The following is a 17,171-nucleotide window of genomic DNA, read 5'->3' on the forward strand; positions in this document are numbered from 1 at the left end:
TATAATACTCTCTTGTTCAATTTACAGTGAATGTATCCGATAGTTTCAAGTAAGAGGGTATATAGAAAAGGGGGGGTTATTTGTGAATCGCATGTTAAAGTACCAGATCCTTTTTAAACTTCAATTACAGGAGAAACTACAGAACATGCTAGCGCCAGATGCACAGATTTCAGAACAAGAATTATATCGGATGGCTCATTCGATCAAAGGAACAGCAGGAACAATCGATTTGCCTGAATGGTATTCGGAGTCTTTGCGTTTATTAATGACATTTAAAGAAAACGGTCAACGTATATTTGATCATGATCAGTTAGTGCCTATTTTGGGAACATTACAGGAATTAATCGAACAATCTGATCTTCATCCAGTAGTTACAGAGTCACAGCAGACCCATCCAGCAACACATTCAATTCCTCCCAGTATGAATGCGCCTAGAGTAGGCAAAGTATTAGTTATTGATGATGATATCGGGCTGTTAACATTATTAAAAGATGAATTAACTCGTCAAAATTTCATGGTCTTAGCGACAACACAACCGGAAAAAGGATTGAGCTGGTTTTATGATATGCGTCCTGATTGTGTGGTATTGGATTTGATTTTACCGGGCATGAACGGATTTGAATTATTAGCGCAGATTCAAGATTTATGTGAGCGTCATTTTATTCCTGTGATGATCGTCAGCGCTTCCAGTAACAAAGAAACACGTATGCAGAGCTATTCGATGGGAGCCGAAGATTTTATGGCCAAACCATTCGATCTTGATGAGTTTTTACTGCATATTCGCAAATTAACAAGCAAACGCCGCAAGCTGACCGAGTTGTTGTTATTAGATAGTGTCACAGGTGCATATAGTATGCCTTTTCTAGAACGTGAATTAGAGCGATATCAAGCACAATCGAGAATGAAAGCAATCGATATCTCTTTCGTCGGTATTGATCTACAAGGATTGCGTCACTATAACGAAATGTACAACTTTGCGAAAGGCGATCAGTTGTTGCATCAAGTATCTGATGTGTTCAAAGCTGCATTGCGATTAGAAGATATTTGGGCACATGAGCGTGCTGGGCGATTTTATCTGCTTCAACCGGGAATCACAGCCGAACAAAGTACTTCTTTGATAGAAGGTATTTTACAGTCAAAAGAACTGAATGCTTTGATTCCATCGGATATGATGCGAATTCGCTTTGGAGTGGTTCCAGTGTCTTTCAATACCGATCGCTCTCAAGTGTTCGATCAAGTGAATCAGCAATTGTTGAACATGGAGTCGGCTGAAGTGGAAGCTAATCCGATTGTATCTGGAATCTCAGAAGATGAGAAAGCTGTAAGAAAACAGTCTTCGCCTACTCCATCTGCTGATGAACCGTTGCGGTTAGCGATTATTGATGATGATCCGTTAATCCGTAATATTTTGGAACGGCAAATGTTGGATCTGGAGCAAGAGTACTTACTGGATATTCGTGTCTATACCGATGGCAAAGAATTTCTAAGTGATCCGTGGCATGATGAATCTGCTCAATACCTGTTGATTTTAGATCGGATGATGCCACGTATTAACGGAATGGAAGTACTATCACGCTTGCGTAATGAAGCGAACTCTAATTATACCGTGTTGATGTTAACCGGAGTCGATGATGAACAAGGCATCACAGAAGCGATTCGTGCAGGAGCCGATGATTATATGACCAAGCCATTTAGTATGATGGAATTGGAAGCACGAGTACGACGTTTACTTAGCAAAGTAGGGACAGCTTTATGAGTATAGAAGAGATATTAATCATTATCTGGTGGGCAACGGTCGGAGTGATTACATTAATTGTGGTGTTGTTATTGTATCTGATGTTTCGCAAATATCAACGGAATCGTCGTCTACAAGCGATCGCTAAAGTAACCGAACAACTTGCCAAAGCAGACTCACCGTTGAACCAATACATTTCAACCGGAGAGCGCTCTCGCAAAATGCTGGCTAAAAGCAAAATAGAACAAAAAGCGATCGAAGAAATGTTGATTCATCGCTTATCTCTGAGTCGTGCCAAAAGTGAGCAAGAACGCATTATGGAATTAAGCGAATATTATTTTGCTGATATGTATGCTGCTGAGTTATGTAGTTCACGCTGGAGTCATCGCATCAATGCCTTACTGTATATCGAACAATTTCAAATGACCCGTCTCAAATCAGATCTATTAGTAGCTTTGAAGCGCAAAAATTGTACAGGAGACGAACGGTTTTTGATTTTACGTATTCTAGCTACTTTTCAAGCGTCTGAGATTATGGATGAATTGGAACCAGCAGCTATACAATATTCCGAAATTCAATTATTGCAGCTAGTGTTGTTAATTCGAGGAGAATTGCTGGATCGATTGCTTTTACAATTTGATAAATACAGCCCTAAGTTGCGTTATACCATTATAGATAGTCTGCGGATCAATAATATCCGTACGCAAGACGTACTGCAATTGTTAGAGCAACTGATCTATGTCAATGATAAAGAAATGCGGATTCGTGCGATGAAAGCATTAGCGAATTTTGGATATATGAGCCCTGAAGCTGCCGATCGGATGGAGCAAGAATTAGCGGAACAGCAATTGGTATCATGGCAAGAACGATTGATGAGAGTCAAAGTGATCAACAGTACGCGTGATGAACGCTTTTTACCTTATTTGGAACAAATGGTGAGCGATGATGCTTATGAAGTGCGTCTACAATCGGCACAAGCATTGCTACGGTATCGTCAAGGCGCAGCCATCCTAGAACAAATGGCAACAGATCATCCTGATCGATTTGCCAGAGAAATGGCACAAGAGATATTGGAAAGGAGAAATTATGAGCGGAATGTGGGCTGAGTTAGGAATGGTTGTGTACCATATTGTGGCTGTGATTACGATACTTTACGTCGCTTTTTCAACCGGAGCTTATTTATTAATGTATTTTGCTGCGGCTAAAGATTTGCGCAAAGATAAAGATGTGAGTGGACTTCAATATAGTAAAGCACTCGAAAATGAATTAGCTCCTTTATCCATTCTTGTTCCTGCTTACAATGAAGGTGGCAATATCGTATCCAGTGCCCGTTCACTGCTGAGTATTAATTATAAGCAATTTGAAGTCATCGTCATTAACGATGGTTCCAAAGACGATACCGCGCAACGGATGATTGATGAATTCGATATGTCGCCGATCTCCAATCGGGTTCCTTTTTCAGCATTAGGCAAGTCTACAGCACCGATCCGTCATATTTATCGTTCGCTACAGCATCCCAATCTAGTACTAGTCGATAAAGAAAACGGCGGGAAAGCTGATGCGCTAAATGCAGGGATTAATGTATCACGTTATCCTTATTTTGCGTCCCTAGATGGCGATACCGTACTGGATACAGATGCTTTTATCAAAGTGATGAAGCCAATTATGGAAGCCAAGCCTGATGAAGAAATTGTAGCGACAGGTGGTAGTGTAGGTATTGCCAACGGTAGTATTGTCGATACAGGTTATCTCAGTAGCGATAATGTAATGTTATCTCGTAATCCATATGTGATCATGCAAGTGATTGAGTACTTACGTGGTTTCTTAATGGGACGGATTGGTCTAAGTAGCTTCAATATGTTGATTCTTGTATCCGGTGCATTTGGCGTATTCAAAAAAAGCTGGGTGATTGAAGTAGGCGGATATGAGACAGAAACGATCGGTGAAGATATGGAGCTCATTGTGCGTCTACACCGTCTGCTACGGAAGAAAAAAAGCAAAGGTCGAATCATCTATATTCCTGAACCCGTATGTTGGACAGAAGCACCGGAAAGTCGCAAAATTTTACGTCGTCAACGGATTCGCTGGCAACGTGGATTATTTGAAAGTCTTTGGCGTAACAAAGATATGCTGTTCAATCCCCGTTATGGACGGATAGGGTTCGCCGCTATGCCTCTATTTATGTTTGTAGAGTTATTAGGGCCGGTTGTGGAATTAATCGGCTTAATTATGATTGTACTGGGTCTTGTGCTCAAAGCAGGCGCAGGCTGGGAGATCAGTGCTTCGCTTACACTCATGATGATTCTATACGGTTCATTATTATCAACTGGAGCTGTGTTATTCGAAGAGTGGCGATTCCATCATTACAATCGAATGTCTGACGTATTCCGTCTGGTTCTGCATGCGTTATCAGAATCATTCTGGTATCGTCCGATGTTAACCGTCTGGAGAGTGATTGGACTAGCACAAGCAATTCGTGGTAAAAAAGCCCAGTGGGGTGAGATGACACGGGTGAATGTGATCGGTGGTAGCTCAGATACGATAAAGATACGACCGGAAAGTCCATTGATACAACCGAAAAAATAAACCATCAAGCTAAACACATAAAAAAGCTACTTCACCAGCAAACAATGATGGTTGAGTAGCTTTTTTTATAATCAAGAAGCTTATCGCTTCAGTTTCCATTCTTGTTGTAACATGCCATATACTGCATGATCTACATAACCGATCGGCAACAATTCAGCTTCACGAATAATACCTTCCAAAATAAATCCTAGACGCTGAGGAACAGCACGACTGCGATGATTACCTGTCGCACAGCGAATCTCGATTCGGTGCAGATTCAGCTCAATCAATGCATAGTCGATTAATACACGAAGTGCAGAAGTAACTAATCCTTTGCCCTCATAATTCGAACCAAGCCAGTAGCCGATACCTACAGAACGGTGATTCCAATTGATCTCATGAAAACCGATAATGCCAGCCAATTGACCTTTATACCAGATGCCAGCATTGAATGCACCATTTTCCATCGCTTGGGTCATCGAAGACCGTACATATTCTTCACTAGCAGCCACAGAATTGGTTGCATCGACCCAAGCTAGCCATTGGCGTAAAGAAGATCGGGATTGATCGATCAGTTGATAAATTGGGCGAGCATGACTGGGTTCAAGCGGTCTTAATTCGATTTCTTCATCCAATTTATATGTAAACATCAATAGGTACCCTCTTTCTTAATCGAATATAAAATAAAATGGATCGGATGAAATATGCAGATTAGCAGGATGGATGATTTAACGACGTGGACGAAGAGGTGGGTGCTGTTCCAAAGCATAGATATCTTCTTCAAGCCCAGCCATGCGTTCATTTAAGGTTGTGCGACAATCCGCTAAGGCTTGATTATAGATCAGAGGCCCTGCCGATTGTAAGAAGAAATCGAGCACAGAATCAGCAGCCAAATCGCCTATACTTTCACCACGTTCTACTTCAAAAAAATGCTGGATTTGAGCGATCATCTGCTCACGCTGTTCTTTCGGTAGACTCAATGCTTTCATGCGTCATTGCTCCTTTGTACACGTTTATACTACATGCTACCGTATTCATCCTCTAGCGTCAAAGCCATTTAGCATCAAAAATGCAGTCACTAGAACAGGACAATGGTCTCTGTCTTCATGTGCATATCCTTGTCTAACTTGCCAGAACAGTTATAATGGAAGTATTGGATTATTCCTGTAAAACAAACTGAACGATGAAAGGTTGATTGACGTGGAGCATACAAATACCCCGCCTAATTTTATAAAAACTGTAATTGCGGAAGACCTACAGTCCGGTAAAGTCAAAAAGGTCGTTACCCGTTTTCCACCGGAGCCGAACGGTTATCTCCATATTGGTCATGCCAAAGCAATCTGGATTAACTTTGAACTTGCGAAAGAATTCGGTGGTAGTACGAACTTGCGCTTTGATGATACGAATCCTGCAAAAGAAGATGTAGAATACGTAAAATCGATTGAAGAAGATGTGAAATGGCTAGGCTATGAATGGACAGGTAAATATTTTGCTTCGGATTATTTTGATACGATGTATGAAAAAGCAGAATTGTTAATACAAAAAGGACTTGCTTATGTCGATGATCAATCGGCTGATCAAATTCGTGAAATGCGCGGAACACTAACCGAGCCGGGTAAGAACAGCCCTTATCGTGAACGTACGATTGAAGAAAACCTAGATTTATTCCGCCGTATGCGTGCAGGCGAATTCGGTAATGGTGAACGTGTACTACGTGCGAAGATTGATATGTCTTCACCAAATATCAACTTGCGTGATCCGGTCATCTACCGTATTGCTCATCTAGAGCATCACAATACAGGTGACAAATGGTGCATTTATCCAATGTATACTTTTGCCCATCCATTAGAAGATGCGATTGAACATGTGACTCATTCTCTTTGTTCGATTGAATTTGAAGATCAACGTCCATTTTATGATTGGGTGATTCGTGAGTGTGAAGTTGAAGCGGAACCTCATCAATATGAATTTGGTCGCTTGAATCTAGCGCAGACGCTAACCAGTAAACGTAAGCTGAAGCAACTGGTGGACGAGAAGATTGTTGATGGTTGGGATGATCCACGTATGCCAACGATCTCAGGATTACGTCGTCGTGGATATACGCCAGAAGGTATTCGTGCATTTGTCTATGAGACCGGTATTTCCAAAAGTCAGGGCGTTGTCGATCTACAAACACTAGATCACTTTGTACGTGAAGACTTGAAATTGCGTGTTCCTCGTACGATGGGTATTTTGCGTCCACTTAAAGTGGTCATTACCAACTACCCTGAAGGACAGATTGAAATGCTAGATGCTGAAAATAACACTGAAAATGAAGAAATGGGTATTCGCCAAATTCCATTTTCACGTGAAATTTATATCGAGCAAGATGACTTTATGGAGAATCCGCCGAATAAATATTTCCGCTTATTCCCGGGCAATGAAGTTCGCTTGAAGCATGCTTACTTTATCAAATGTAACGATGTGATCAAAGATGAAGAAGGCAATGTGACAGAGATTCATTGTACGTATGATGTGGAAACGAAAAGCGGTAGTGGATTTACCGGACGTAAAGTCAAAGGTACTATTCATTGGGTCGAAGCGAGCCAAGCCGTTCCTGCTGAATTCCGTCTATATGAGCCGTTGATTACAGCGGAAGAAGCAGACGAAGAATTAACTGATGAAAATGAAGAGACTGCTGAAAAAACGTTTTTGGATTACTTAAATCCAAAATCACTTGAAGTGGTTCACGGGTTTGTAGAACCTGGTTTGAAAGATTCCAAAGGATATGATCGTTACCAATTTTTCCGTCATGGTTATTTCAGTGCTGATCCGAAATACACGATGCCAGGCGATCCGGTCTTTAACCTTGTTGTCTCGATGAAGAGTTCGTTCAAATTGCCAAAAGCATAAGATCATAGAATTCTTTCACAGTTAAAATAGGAACAAATCACATCACAAAAACCGCCCTTTCTCAACAAGTGAAATGGGCGGTTTTTGATGTTATCTATGATGAAATTACAGATGAGTAGATAGGATGAGATACATTAATACTGTTCGTCCTCTTCTTCCATTCGGTACTGCGTTCGCTTCACATTCAGCCACATCGATGCAAAACCGATCGCTCCAACAAACGAAAGAGCAACACCGGCTAGATACATCTGCTCCGAACCGAAGTTCTGGAATAACCATCCACCGAGAAAGCCAGCAATCACACCGGATACACCGCTCCATGTCATCGTATAGATCGCTTGACCGGAACTGCGGAATGCTTTGGGAACAAACATCATGGTGAGCTGTGTACCGACATAGAAATAGCCACCGAATGTTACTGCATGTAGCAATTGAATCGCAATAATTTCCCATGGGCTAGTCGCTTCTGCCATCAAAAACCAGCGTAATGTAAATAACAGACTGACAATCGCTAACCAACCGATCATAAATGAAATATTACGCTTAAGATAACGATCAAATAGCAAAAATAAAGCCGCTTCAAAAATAGAAGAAGCAAATACAGCCCAACCGACCATCGACTTGGTTCCCCCAAGTTCAACGATATAGAGCGAGACAAAGGTACTGTTCATTGCATTCGGAATCGCTACCAAAATACCAAATACAATAAAACCTACAAAATACAGATTGCCCAGCAACTTCTTCATCGCATACCGATTCATTGTCGGTGATCCACCCGGTAACTTGGTCTGTGGAGGCAATAACAAAATGATACCGATTGCAATAAGAAGCAACACCGTAAACACCGTACCGATTTGAGAAACCCCTAATCGATCGATGACAGGACCTGCTACAACAGCTGTTAACGCCCAACCCAGTGAACCATACAAACGAAACCCGCCGAACTTTTTGGGTGTGCCATCAATATAACTCAAAATCAACGTATTACTTTGCGATAACATAGGGGTCTGGAAAAAGAAAAAGACCGCCATAACAATATAAATAATCGTATAATTCTGCACATGAAAAACAAGCTGAACCATGAGCAACGTGCCTAGCATCATAATCAGCAGAACAAATCGTACATTTTGTAGACGATCACTATAAAATCCCCAAAATGGATTAGCAATTAATGAAATCAACGGACCAATGGCCATCAAAGCACCGATCTCACTCTGGCTCATTCCGATATCTTGCAGGTATAATTGAAAAAAGCTCGTAAAAATAACCAGTGTGCCATATATGAAAAACGTAAACCATCGTAGTGGTCTAAAAGTAGTGTTGTTTATATTCGGATGCAAAGCCAGCCAATCCTTTCATCAGACATTTCATTCACTGTAGCATGTGTTGAAAAGGGATACAAACCAATTTTGTTTATTTCTGGAGTAGAAAGGATAATCTATTATGCCATCCTCTTTAAAATATACAGGTATTATTTTAGCAGGCGGTCAATCAAGCCGTATGGGTCAAAATAAAGCATTATTGCCTATAGATGATCATACCATTATCGAACGTGTAGCCAAAGCATTAAAACCAACTGTATCTTCGCTATGGATTGCAGGCAATCACAATGCTGATTATTCATTTCTAAAGCTCTCCGAAGTGCCCGATATTTTTCCCGGACAAGGGCCTTTATCAGGTCTACATACAGCTTTATCACAGATTTCTAGTGAATGGTATGCAGTCAGTGCCTGTGATCTACCTTTTGCCAGTACAGTACTGATGCAATATCTAATAGAGCAGACTAGGATAGAAGGGATACAAGCTGTGATTCCTATGCAACATGGACGTATTCATCCACTGTATGCGGTCTATCATTATAGTGTACTGCCATCGCTTCAGACCGCCTTAGCACACAACCAATTGCGTGTAAGAGATTGGTTAGATCAGCAACAGGTAAAGTATGTAGAAATCGAGTCATTGTATGATCCAAATGTAAAGGAAGTATCTTCTTTTCAAAGTATATCGGAGTATAGCTTATATAATATGAATGATCCCCAGTCCTATGAGCATGTTTTGCATCTTTTGGAGCAATATCCTTCTTTGGTATAGCCAGTCTGTGGCATAAGTCCTTTTGAAAGCGTGACAAACATGACTATTTTATGAACGTATGCTTAATTCGCCCCTAATCGCTACAAAATAGAGTACAATAAAAGTATAAAAACAAGTCTCTTCTTCAGTACTTACTACCGCTGTTGACTAACGATTTAACCTATATATTGCTTCAAACCTTCAATGTCGGAATTCAATCATTTAAATATGTGAATATTATCACAAGGAGTGATTTAAGATGACTATGTATACAGAACCGGAAACCCATCAAGCTCGCCAAGAATGGTTATACAGTCGTGTAATGACTTACCGTTTACTCAGCGAAATGTTAGAACGCAAACCTACATTATCCAAGTTGATCGAATGGAAAAAAGAAGCGTCCAAAATCAATCGTCTATTTACCAATGACTATGCACTGCTTCATACGTTAGAAAATACGATGTTGAATGATATTATGCAATATGCTCGTCAGGAATGTGCAGAATACAGTCAATTGTTCGAGCAAGGTCAACATGTTAGCTATCCACCACAAGCTTCTTATTATTTAACGAATGAGCAAGGACGTACGGCGTATGAAGCTGTTGTGAATGCTGTCTATGCACGGGCAGGAATTGCTTTCAAAAAAATGGATCATGAAACAGATGATCATATCGGAATTGAATTGGAATTTATGGCGTTATTGGCTGAACGTTCGGCAGAGACTGATATGCATTCCTCTAGCCGCAAAATGATCGCTCAAATGCAGATCGAATTTTTAGAACATTATTTGATTCCATGGGTACCTTCATTCTGCGCTGAACTTGGCAAAACCACTTGCAGTCCGTTGTACCGTGAATGGGCACAGATGTTACCGACGTATCTTCAACATGATGTACAAGAATTACAACAGATCGTGAATCGCTTAACCTAACTCAAATTCCCTATTTTATAGATCACATGATCTGAAATAGGGAATTTTTGCTTTGATTTTGAAAATATAAGTAATTTATTTCCAATTCGCTGTGTCAAATTAGAAAATACAGTCTAATGAGTGATAAGGGAGGTTTACCGCCTTGAATAAATATTATTGCCTCAAACAATGTATTGTCGTAAAGGCTGTAGACAGAAGAGCGGAATTTCCATCGTTAGATTGGGCACGCCAATATGCTTTAAAAGAATTAGTGCCACAAGAAATCAATTTTGTAGTGAGCGATGGAGATACAGGTCAAATCTATATGGATGTTCGATTCGGTTCGCATACCAAAAACCCCTGAGTACTTCTTTACTCAGGGGTTACTTTTATATGCTGATATAGTTGTTGTACATCTTGAAGGTCTACTTTGCCAGCGATCGGTTGCAGAGCACAAGCACTACCGCAAGCCGCTCCATAACGAACCATCTCTGCAAGATCACCACCACGATAAGCTGCGGTCACCATACCTGCCGCCATCGCATCTCCGCTTCCAAGCGCACTGATAATATCAAGCTCTGGCACATGTACTCTGTACCGCAGGGAGCCTTGAGCCGCTATGGCTCCACGTTTACCCAAAGAGATCGTAGCTGTTTTTACACCATGATCTAACATTGCTGTCAGCACACCATCTAATGTCTCCTCTGAATAGTGATCACTTGGAGCTATGCCTGCCCATGCACAAGCTTCATCTTCATTAGGTTTCACTAGATCAGGTGAAGCTTGTAATCCATAACGTAACGCTTCTCCGCTAGCATCTAGAGCGGTCTGAGCACCTTTAGCTTTAGCAATCTGGATTAAGGTCGCATACAGATCAGCAGGGCATCCTTCAGGAATACTACCGGAAAATAATACCCATGCAGATACACTTGCTAACTGTTCTACCTGCTTTTCCAAAAGGATCAACGATTCAGGTGTTACATATGAAGATCCTTGTTCGATAAATTCAGTCTGGGTGCGTTGCTGTTGATCCAGTACAGTAATTGCCAGTCTTGTTTCTCCTTGCACTTCGGTAAATTCACAAGCTACTCCTTCTTGTTGTAAAAGGGACTGCATTTTCTGTCCATTATATCCTGCGATCAAGCCGGTAGCTGTTACCGATTCACCTAGCATATGAACAACACGTGCAGCATTAATCCCTTTGCCCCCCGGAACAGTGATTCCCGGTAAGCGGTGTACCTGATCAATATGAAGCGTAGGAACAGAATAAATAATATCGAGCGCTGTATTTAACGTAACCGTTGTAATCAATAGTTGTTCACCTCTTAAGCGATTAATTTAAGTCCGATTGCCGAGGCGATAATCATAGCAATAAACAAAATACGTAGTCCACTTTTGGCTTCACCGTACATAAACATACCGACCAATGTACCACCGACGGTACCGATCCCTGTCCAGATCGCATAAGCCGTTCCCATTGGAATACCGTTCATCGCCACAGTAAGACAAGAGAAACTACCTGCAAATGTAATAATCATCAAAAGATAATTGAGTAACGATTTGTGACGGACGATACGATTCATCATAATCACACCGACTACTTCAAATCCACCAGCAACAACAAGAGCTAACCAAGACATTATGCTTCACCTGCTTTCACTTTAGCCGCAGATTGAGCTTCTGCTTTGACGCCACTGTCTGTTACTAATTTTAATCCTGCTACACCGATCATCAATACTAATATCAAGATCACTTTGAGCCAGTGGAACGGTTCGCCAAAAATAATCATCTCCGCAGCGACGGTTCCAGCTGTACCGATGCCTGTAAATACTGCATATACTGTACCCACTGGTAAGCGAGTAGATGCTTTGATAATAAGATAAAAGCTAATAGCAATACCTATAGCTGTGAATAACCATTCGATTGGAGTTGCAGCGTGTTTGAGTCCAGATACCCAGACCACTTCAATACATCCTCCGATTAATACGTACAACCAATTGCGATTCATAACACATCTAATCTCCTTTATCGTTCGTTAAACGTTTCTATCAAATTGTAGTTCCTGAAGGGGTGATGCCTCGCCAGTAAATCGGGAAGATCACATTTAACCGTTGTACAGAGCGAGAAGGTTCGCTGTATAACATATCGATCATCACGCCATCGACTACAGTCATATATCCTTTGGCCGCTTCTGTAGTAGTGACTACTAATAGCAGATCATGCTGATCGACATGCACATCGAATAATCGTAAAAGTCTGGCTTCCAAATCATCAATCAAACCATACACCAGAGGTACAATTTCTTTTTCAGAAGCCGAATGTGGAAAAAAACACATCCGCATCACGAATTTGATGATAGGGTCATCAGAATATTGCTGTTGTAAAAAAGCAATTAACTGATAAAGACGTTGTTCTAATGGTATATGAACATGACGAATCATATAGCGAATAATTCGTCGCTTGAATTCAGCTAAAGTTTGACGAAGTACATGCAGAAACAAATCTTCTTTGCTTTTAAAATGAGCATAGATCGAAGGTTTTTTGATACCTGCTTCATTCGCGATATCTGCTAATGAAGTGCCTTCATATCCATTTTGCGCAAAATGAGAAAGAGCTATCGTTAATAGCTGAGGCTTTGTAGTCATATAAGCACCTTCCTAACGGTCGTTAGGTAATATTATTGTCTTTTTGATCTTGTTTGTCAAGAAAGGTGAATAAAGTGTCATTCCTTGTAAAGAAGGATATATGTATAACAAAGTTATGCGACATCTTCTCGTTCAGTTACGTACATACTCTGAAGAGGAAGACAGGAGTTGATGATATTGCGTAAAGGTGTTCTAGGGGTATTTATTATTGTTTTACTATTTGGTCTCTATTATGTAGGATTCGATCTACTTGGTCCCACAACTGGAACGATTATCAGTATTTTTTCAACACTGAGTGTGATTTCGATTGGATTTATTATTTTTATAGATAATCGCCAGCCTGCGGTAACGATGGCATGGATTCTCTTATTAGCTTTATTGCCAGTTGTCGGTGTATTTTTTTACTTCTGGTTCGGACAAAATGTATTCAAGCGTCATAAGTATGAAAAGAAAGCGAAGCGAGATCGGCAAGTGTACCAGATGATCGAAAATGCAGGGATGCTGACTGCACTGGATTTATCTTCTTTTCGCGAAGATCATCAATTGTTACTTCGTCTGTCGCAGAACTTAGCAGTAACTCCTGTGTCACAAGCGACAGAGACAACGATCTTAACCAATGGTGGACAGACATTTACCGCTTTGTTAGAAGCGTTAGAAACAGCCGAACATCATATTCATATGGAATATTATATTTACCGTGCAGATGATATTGGTACACGGATTCAGCAGATTTTAATTGAAAAAGCGCAACAAGGTATTGAAGTTCGCTTTATGGTCGATGCAGTAGGAAGTATGCAATTACCTCGTTTGTTTCTGCAAGAAATGAGAGAAGCGGGTGTGCAAGTGGGTGTATTTGGTGAAGCACGCATCTTGTTATTATCCAGTCAGGTGAACTATCGGAATCACCGTAAGATTGTGGTGATCGATGGCAATATCGGATTTATAGGTGGGCTAAATGTAGGTGATGAATACTTGAGTCGCAGTCAGACCTATGGATTCTGGCGTGATACCCATATGCAGATCAAAGGCGAAGGGGTACGTACATTACAGATTATCTTTCTGCAAGATTGGCTTCATGTGACAGGAGAGACCTGTCTGGATCAAGTCTATTTTTCCCCACAATTAATCGCTTCTCAAAGTGGAGCCGTGCAGATTATAGCAAGTGGGCCGGATAATGATCTACGTGTGCTTAAGCATGTGTTCTTTTCGATGATTACGTCAGCCAAGCGATCAGTCTGGTTAGCGACTCCGTATTTTATACCGGATGAAAGTATTCTGACCGCACTCCGGATGGCGGCATTATCGGGGTTGGATGTACGTATTCTTTTTCCAGGTAAGCCGGATAAGCGACTTCCTTTTTATGCTTCTCATTCTTATTTTGTGACATTGCTTGAAGCAGGAGTACGTATCTATGAATATGAAAAAGGATTTTTACATTCCAAGTTGTTGATTGTAGATGGGGAGATTGCGACAATCGGTACAGCGAATATGGATATGCGTAGTTTTCATTTAAATTTCGAAGTGAATGCTTTGTTGGTAGAGACAGAAAGTGTGCATCAGATGGTACGGGATTTTGAACGTGATCTGAATTCAGCCAGTTTGATTATTCAAGATCGATTTGCTCGCCGTAAAGTGATGCAACGTCTTGTCGAATCAGCTGCCCGTCTTATTTCACCGATGTTGTAAAAAGGTAGCCTATAGAGAGATTTTCTATTGTATCAGCAAGATGTCCAACTATCACAATGCTATTTATAAATGAATAAAGATACACTATTTATCTATAGATCATAAAATGTTAACGCACAAAAAAAGCTGACCTTAGCTATCAAGGTCAGCTTTTTGGTACATAGGATTATTCTTCAAGTGCTGTTGTGATTAGAGCACTTACAGAAGGGCTGTATAGTAGTCCGATATGTGCCATACCGAAGACACGGATATTGTTGGCTCCATCTAACATCGACAATTGGTTAGAGACAATTTGGTCATTAATCGTGTAGATCGAAGTCACTTTGATACCTTCTGGTGCTCTGCTAGTCGTTAAGCGGTTAGCGCCGCCAATCGTTACTAATTTATCGACTTTAGAAAGACCACCGTTGTTCAAAATATAATACAGACTGTTGGCTCCGCCCATACTGTGAGCAACAATATTTACTTTTTGACTGCCTGTTTGTGCTAATACTTCATCAACTTTACGGCTGATTGTAGCGGCATTTAGCAATTGGTTACCGCTTTTGCTAGGAAGTTCAATGGCGTATCGTTCGTTGGAAGCCCAACCTTGACGACTTAGGTAGCTTTCTATGTAGGTAAAGTTGCTTGCTGTTCCTCCAAGTCCATGGACAAAAATAACTGGTGTACGTGTTGTAGCCGCAGTGGCTTGATTTGGCGTGAAAACACCCAAACTAAAAACAGATAATAGCAATACAGATAGCACCAAACGCAAAGATACACTTACTTTCTTCATAATCAATCTCCCTTTTGTTGTGTTCTATAATACATAAATTTACCAAAATATGAATTATTATATAACGAATACACTCGCTTGTAAACCCTTTTTGGAATTATTAACTTTAGGTATCGCAAAAAAAGAACGATCTATTCCTTCTGCATTGTTCGCAAAAGAAAAAATCGTTCTTTGAGGTTATACCGATATATTTAGCAATGTAAGAATGAACAAAGTATTTATTAGAATGTTGTAAATCCAAGAATTAGCTGTAGACGATACGCGATATCTTTTAGCCATGTCGTATCTTCTTGATAAGCACTTAAAGGTAACGTATATTCTTCGCCTTTATTGTTCCACAACATCGTAAAGTATTTATTTACACCGGTCATCAGATCGTTATCCCCTGGAGCAGAGATCCAAAGATCATTTTCCAGATTGTAATCTTTCAGGTTACGTGGCGTAAAGTTAGAAGAACCTCCAATAATCAGATCATTACCAGATGCTTTGTCGATATACATCATTTTGGTGTGATACTGCTCATCGGTAGTGTTGTACCAGCGAACATCAATTTTGCCACTAGAAGCATTTTTGAGCTCAGCAGCTACAGGACGATTCGGAATACCGATCTTATCTTGTCCAAAAGCATTCTGATTCGGATCAAGAATCAATTGAATTTTAACTCCACGTTTGGACGCTTCCATTAGCCCGCTCGTAACATCTTTATCAGCTAAGTAGAACATACCCATCCATAAAGTATCTCCTTGCTTGGTGTCTGCAATCGCTTCAAGCAACCGATCAAATACTTTACCTTCGGTAATATAACGCAGTTGAACTTCGCCTTTCGGTTTGGTTGCTGTTCCCGCAGGTGCTTTATAGGTAGGCAATTGCACTGAACTGCCCGAGAGATCGATCACGGCTTGTTCTGATTTTAGAATATCACCGATAATAGGTCCTTGCACTTCAAAAGCGATATTGGAATGATAAGCACTCGCATCATGCACATTACCTGTAGAAACCAGTGCACTATTTTCGGTCGCTACGACTTTGCGATGATTGGCTTTCACATTAATCAGTTTCAGATACGAACGGAATGTGACATCAGGTCCATCAGTCGCCATCATATTCGGTACCCATCCTTTGCCTTCTTGCCCGAACCATTGGAAAAAGGTACGCCAGATCGCAGAGTACACCGGTGTAGAATCACGAAGTGAGTCGACATCTGTCAGTACCACATCAATACCATTCTTTTTAAGCTTTTCCAGTAAGCCATTAGGACCTGAATTGTAATTCGTATTCACCTCATCTGTGATAAATACCACTTTGAGGTTAGGCACCTGTTTTTTGCGTTCGATTAACTTATCTGCTAATCCTTCACTCAATTTAGGATATTTTTGCCCTTTATGTACATAATCGTTAAATAGAAATATATCAATAATCACATATTGTTGAGCCGAATCGATCATTTTAAGTATTCTGTCATAAATTTGTCGTTTTTGTGTAAATCGGTCCCCTGTACCTGGTGCGGGATACGTGAGATCATAGTAAAAATTAACATGATCCACTGTGTAAAGTGGGCTTTCATAAGATACGCCAGGCGGTAAAGGTTTGTTCGTCTGATAGATCATAACGGCGATAAGCCAGACGATCAGTAGGCCGAGGACATAACGAACCCAATGGGAACGTTGAAATCTACGGGGTGATTTACGCTGCGAAGCATGAATCGGTGATTGATTATTTGAAAAAGAATTCATCTCTTTTTGTCCCCTTCCGAAAGCGTAATTCATACACTTCCACCTATTCATTAACAACAAAACATTAATTTTGACGCAGACTGAGTTGCAAACAGGGGTTCGGAAGTTTATATATTAATTATAGTAAAAGAATTTATACAACTTAATGTATTTATGAAAT

General features: G+C 40.5%; 17 protein-coding genes. 8 read left to right on the top strand and 9 right to left on the bottom strand.

The annotated features are described in order from the left end of the window. The first annotated feature begins 91 nt into the window (after positions 1-91). From PTI45_RS11730 to PTI45_RS11740, 3 genes are read left to right on the top strand one after another with little or no spacing between them, the layout of a single operon-like run. Entirely contained in the window at positions 92-1,756 is a 1,665-nt protein-coding gene (locus PTI45_RS11730) for a response regulator (RefSeq protein WP_245703475.1), read from the top strand. Beyond that, on the top strand, positions 1,753-2,841 hold the full coding sequence (locus PTI45_RS11735) for a HEAT repeat domain-containing protein (RefSeq protein WP_069327763.1): 1,089 nt from the start codon (positions 1,753-1,755) through the stop codon (positions 2,839-2,841). Before PTI45_RS11730 ends, PTI45_RS11735 begins: the two co-directional genes overlap by 4 nt. After that, positions 2,822-4,321, top strand: a complete 1,500-nt coding sequence (locus tag PTI45_RS11740) for a glycosyltransferase family 2 protein (protein WP_069327764.1) — start codon at positions 2,822-2,824, stop codon at positions 4,319-4,321. Before PTI45_RS11735 ends, PTI45_RS11740 begins: the two co-directional genes overlap by 20 nt. An 80-nt stretch (positions 4,322-4,401) precedes the next feature. On the opposite strand, the gene PTI45_RS11745 is transcribed toward PTI45_RS11740, so the two are convergent. Both PTI45_RS11745 and PTI45_RS11750 read right to left on the bottom strand, forming a co-directional pair. Continuing rightward, on the bottom strand, positions 4,402-4,950 hold the full coding sequence (locus tag PTI45_RS11745; protein ID WP_069327765.1) for a GNAT family N-acetyltransferase: 549 nt from the start codon (positions 4,948-4,950) through the stop codon (positions 4,402-4,404). Positions 4,951-5,028: 78 nt separating this feature from the next. Then, on the bottom strand, positions 5,029-5,289 hold the full coding sequence (locus tag PTI45_RS11750) for a DUF2164 domain-containing protein (protein ID WP_069327766.1): 261 nt from the start codon (positions 5,287-5,289) through the stop codon (positions 5,029-5,031). Positions 5,290-5,500: 211 nt separating this feature from the next. Between PTI45_RS11750 and PTI45_RS11755 the strand changes: the two genes are divergently transcribed. Further along, positions 5,501-7,192, top strand: coding sequence for a glutamine--tRNA ligase/YqeY domain fusion protein (locus PTI45_RS11755; protein ID WP_069327767.1), 1,692 nt, complete (start codon positions 5,501-5,503; stop codon positions 7,190-7,192). Between the two features lie 134 nt (positions 7,193-7,326). Here PTI45_RS11755 and PTI45_RS11760 read toward each other — a convergent pair whose 3' ends face one another. After that, entirely contained in the window at positions 7,327-8,532 is a 1,206-nt protein-coding gene (locus PTI45_RS11760; protein ID WP_069327768.1) for an MFS transporter, read from the bottom strand. A 103-nt stretch (positions 8,533-8,635) separates the two neighbouring features. Between PTI45_RS11760 and mobA the strand changes: the two genes are divergently transcribed. From mobA to PTI45_RS11775, 3 genes are all read left to right on the top strand, one after another. Then, a complete protein-coding gene (mobA, locus tag PTI45_RS11765) occupies positions 8,636-9,283 on the top strand; it encodes a molybdenum cofactor guanylyltransferase (RefSeq protein ID WP_069327769.1) in 648 nt (215 codons plus the stop codon). A 238-nt stretch (positions 9,284-9,521) separates the two neighbouring features. Further along, positions 9,522-10,193, top strand: a complete 672-nt coding sequence (locus tag PTI45_RS11770) for a TorD/DmsD family molecular chaperone (protein WP_069327770.1) — start codon at positions 9,522-9,524, stop codon at positions 10,191-10,193. Positions 10,194-10,335: 142 nt separating this feature from the next. Further along, positions 10,336-10,536: a hypothetical protein gene (locus PTI45_RS11775; RefSeq protein WP_069327771.1), complete on the top strand. Its 201-nt coding sequence runs from the start codon at positions 10,336-10,338 to the stop codon at positions 10,534-10,536. A gap of 8 nt (positions 10,537-10,544) precedes the next feature. Here PTI45_RS11775 and PTI45_RS11780 read toward each other — a convergent pair whose 3' ends face one another. From PTI45_RS11780 to PTI45_RS11795, 4 genes are read right to left on the bottom strand one after another with little or no spacing between them, the layout of a single operon-like run. Further along, complete coding sequence (locus tag PTI45_RS11780; protein WP_069327772.1) at positions 10,545-11,483, bottom strand: 1-phosphofructokinase family hexose kinase; 939 nt, start codon at positions 11,481-11,483, stop codon at positions 10,545-10,547. Between the two features lie 14 nt (positions 11,484-11,497). Then, complete coding sequence (locus PTI45_RS11785; RefSeq protein ID WP_069327773.1) at positions 11,498-11,812, bottom strand: DMT family transporter; 315 nt, start codon at positions 11,810-11,812, stop codon at positions 11,498-11,500. Then, positions 11,812-12,180, bottom strand: a complete 369-nt coding sequence (locus PTI45_RS11790) for a DMT family transporter (protein ID WP_069327774.1) — start codon at positions 12,178-12,180, stop codon at positions 11,812-11,814. The genes PTI45_RS11785 and PTI45_RS11790 overlap by 1 nt, the downstream gene beginning before the upstream one ends. 40 nt (positions 12,181-12,220) lie before the next feature. After that, complete coding sequence (locus PTI45_RS11795) at positions 12,221-12,817, bottom strand: TetR/AcrR family transcriptional regulator (protein ID WP_069327775.1); 597 nt, start codon at positions 12,815-12,817, stop codon at positions 12,221-12,223. A gap of 177 nt (positions 12,818-12,994) precedes the next feature. Between PTI45_RS11795 and cls the strand changes: the two genes are divergently transcribed. After that, the gene (cls, locus tag PTI45_RS11800) at positions 12,995-14,503 is read left to right on the top strand and encodes a cardiolipin synthase (protein ID WP_069327776.1); all 1,509 of its coding nucleotides are present in this window, start codon (positions 12,995-12,997) and stop codon (positions 14,501-14,503) included. 166 nt (positions 14,504-14,669) lie between these two features. Here the strand turns inward: cls and PTI45_RS11805 are convergent, their stop codons facing one another. Next, a complete protein-coding gene (locus PTI45_RS11805; RefSeq protein ID WP_069327777.1) occupies positions 14,670-15,278 on the bottom strand; it encodes an esterase/lipase family protein in 609 nt (202 codons plus the stop codon). A gap of 221 nt (positions 15,279-15,499) precedes the next feature. Next, the gene (locus tag PTI45_RS11810) at positions 15,500-17,011 is read right to left on the bottom strand and encodes a phospholipase D family protein (RefSeq protein ID WP_069327791.1); all 1,512 of its coding nucleotides are present in this window, start codon (positions 17,009-17,011) and stop codon (positions 15,500-15,502) included. Positions 17,012-17,171 lie beyond the last annotated feature (160 nt).

It is taken from the genome of Paenibacillus nuruki (assembly GCF_001721045.1).
Taxonomy (GTDB): Bacteria; Bacillota; Bacilli; order Paenibacillales; family Paenibacillaceae; genus Saccharibacillus; species Saccharibacillus nuruki.

Excerpts from the sequence above, each read along its gene's own strand:
- PTI45_RS11730 (WP_245703475.1), top strand. The coding sequence starts at position 92 with ATGTTAAAGTACCAGATCCTTTTTAAACTTCAATTACAGGAGAAACTA.
- PTI45_RS11735 (WP_069327763.1), top strand. The coding sequence starts at position 1,753 with ATGAGTATAGAAGAGATATTAATCATTATCTGGTGGGCAACGGTCGGA.
- PTI45_RS11740 (WP_069327764.1), top strand. The coding sequence starts at position 2,822 with ATGAGCGGAATGTGGGCTGAGTTAGGAATGGTTGTGTACCATATTGTG.
- PTI45_RS11745 (WP_069327765.1), bottom strand. The coding sequence starts at position 4,950 with ATGTTTACATATAAATTGGATGAAGAAATCGAATTAAGACCGCTTGAA.
- PTI45_RS11750 (WP_069327766.1), bottom strand. The coding sequence starts at position 5,289 with ATGAAAGCATTGAGTCTACCGAAAGAACAGCGTGAGCAGATGATCGCT.
- mobA (WP_069327769.1), top strand. The coding sequence starts at position 8,636 with ATGCCATCCTCTTTAAAATATACAGGTATTATTTTAGCAGGCGGTCAA.
- PTI45_RS11770 (WP_069327770.1), top strand. The coding sequence starts at position 9,522 with ATGACTATGTATACAGAACCGGAAACCCATCAAGCTCGCCAAGAATGG.
- PTI45_RS11785 (WP_069327773.1), bottom strand. The coding sequence starts at position 11,812 with ATGTCTTGGTTAGCTCTTGTTGTTGCTGGTGGATTTGAAGTAGTCGGT.
- PTI45_RS11790 (WP_069327774.1), bottom strand. The coding sequence starts at position 12,180 with ATGAATCGCAATTGGTTGTACGTATTAATCGGAGGATGTATTGAAGTG.
- PTI45_RS11795 (WP_069327775.1), bottom strand. The coding sequence starts at position 12,817 with ATGACTACAAAGCCTCAGCTATTAACGATAGCTCTTTCTCATTTTGCG.
- PTI45_RS11805 (WP_069327777.1), bottom strand. The coding sequence starts at position 15,278 with ATGAAGAAAGTAAGTGTATCTTTGCGTTTGGTGCTATCTGTATTGCTA.
- PTI45_RS11810 (WP_069327791.1), bottom strand. The coding sequence starts at position 17,011 with ATGAATTCTTTTTCAAATAATCAATCACCGATTCATGCTTCGCAGCGT.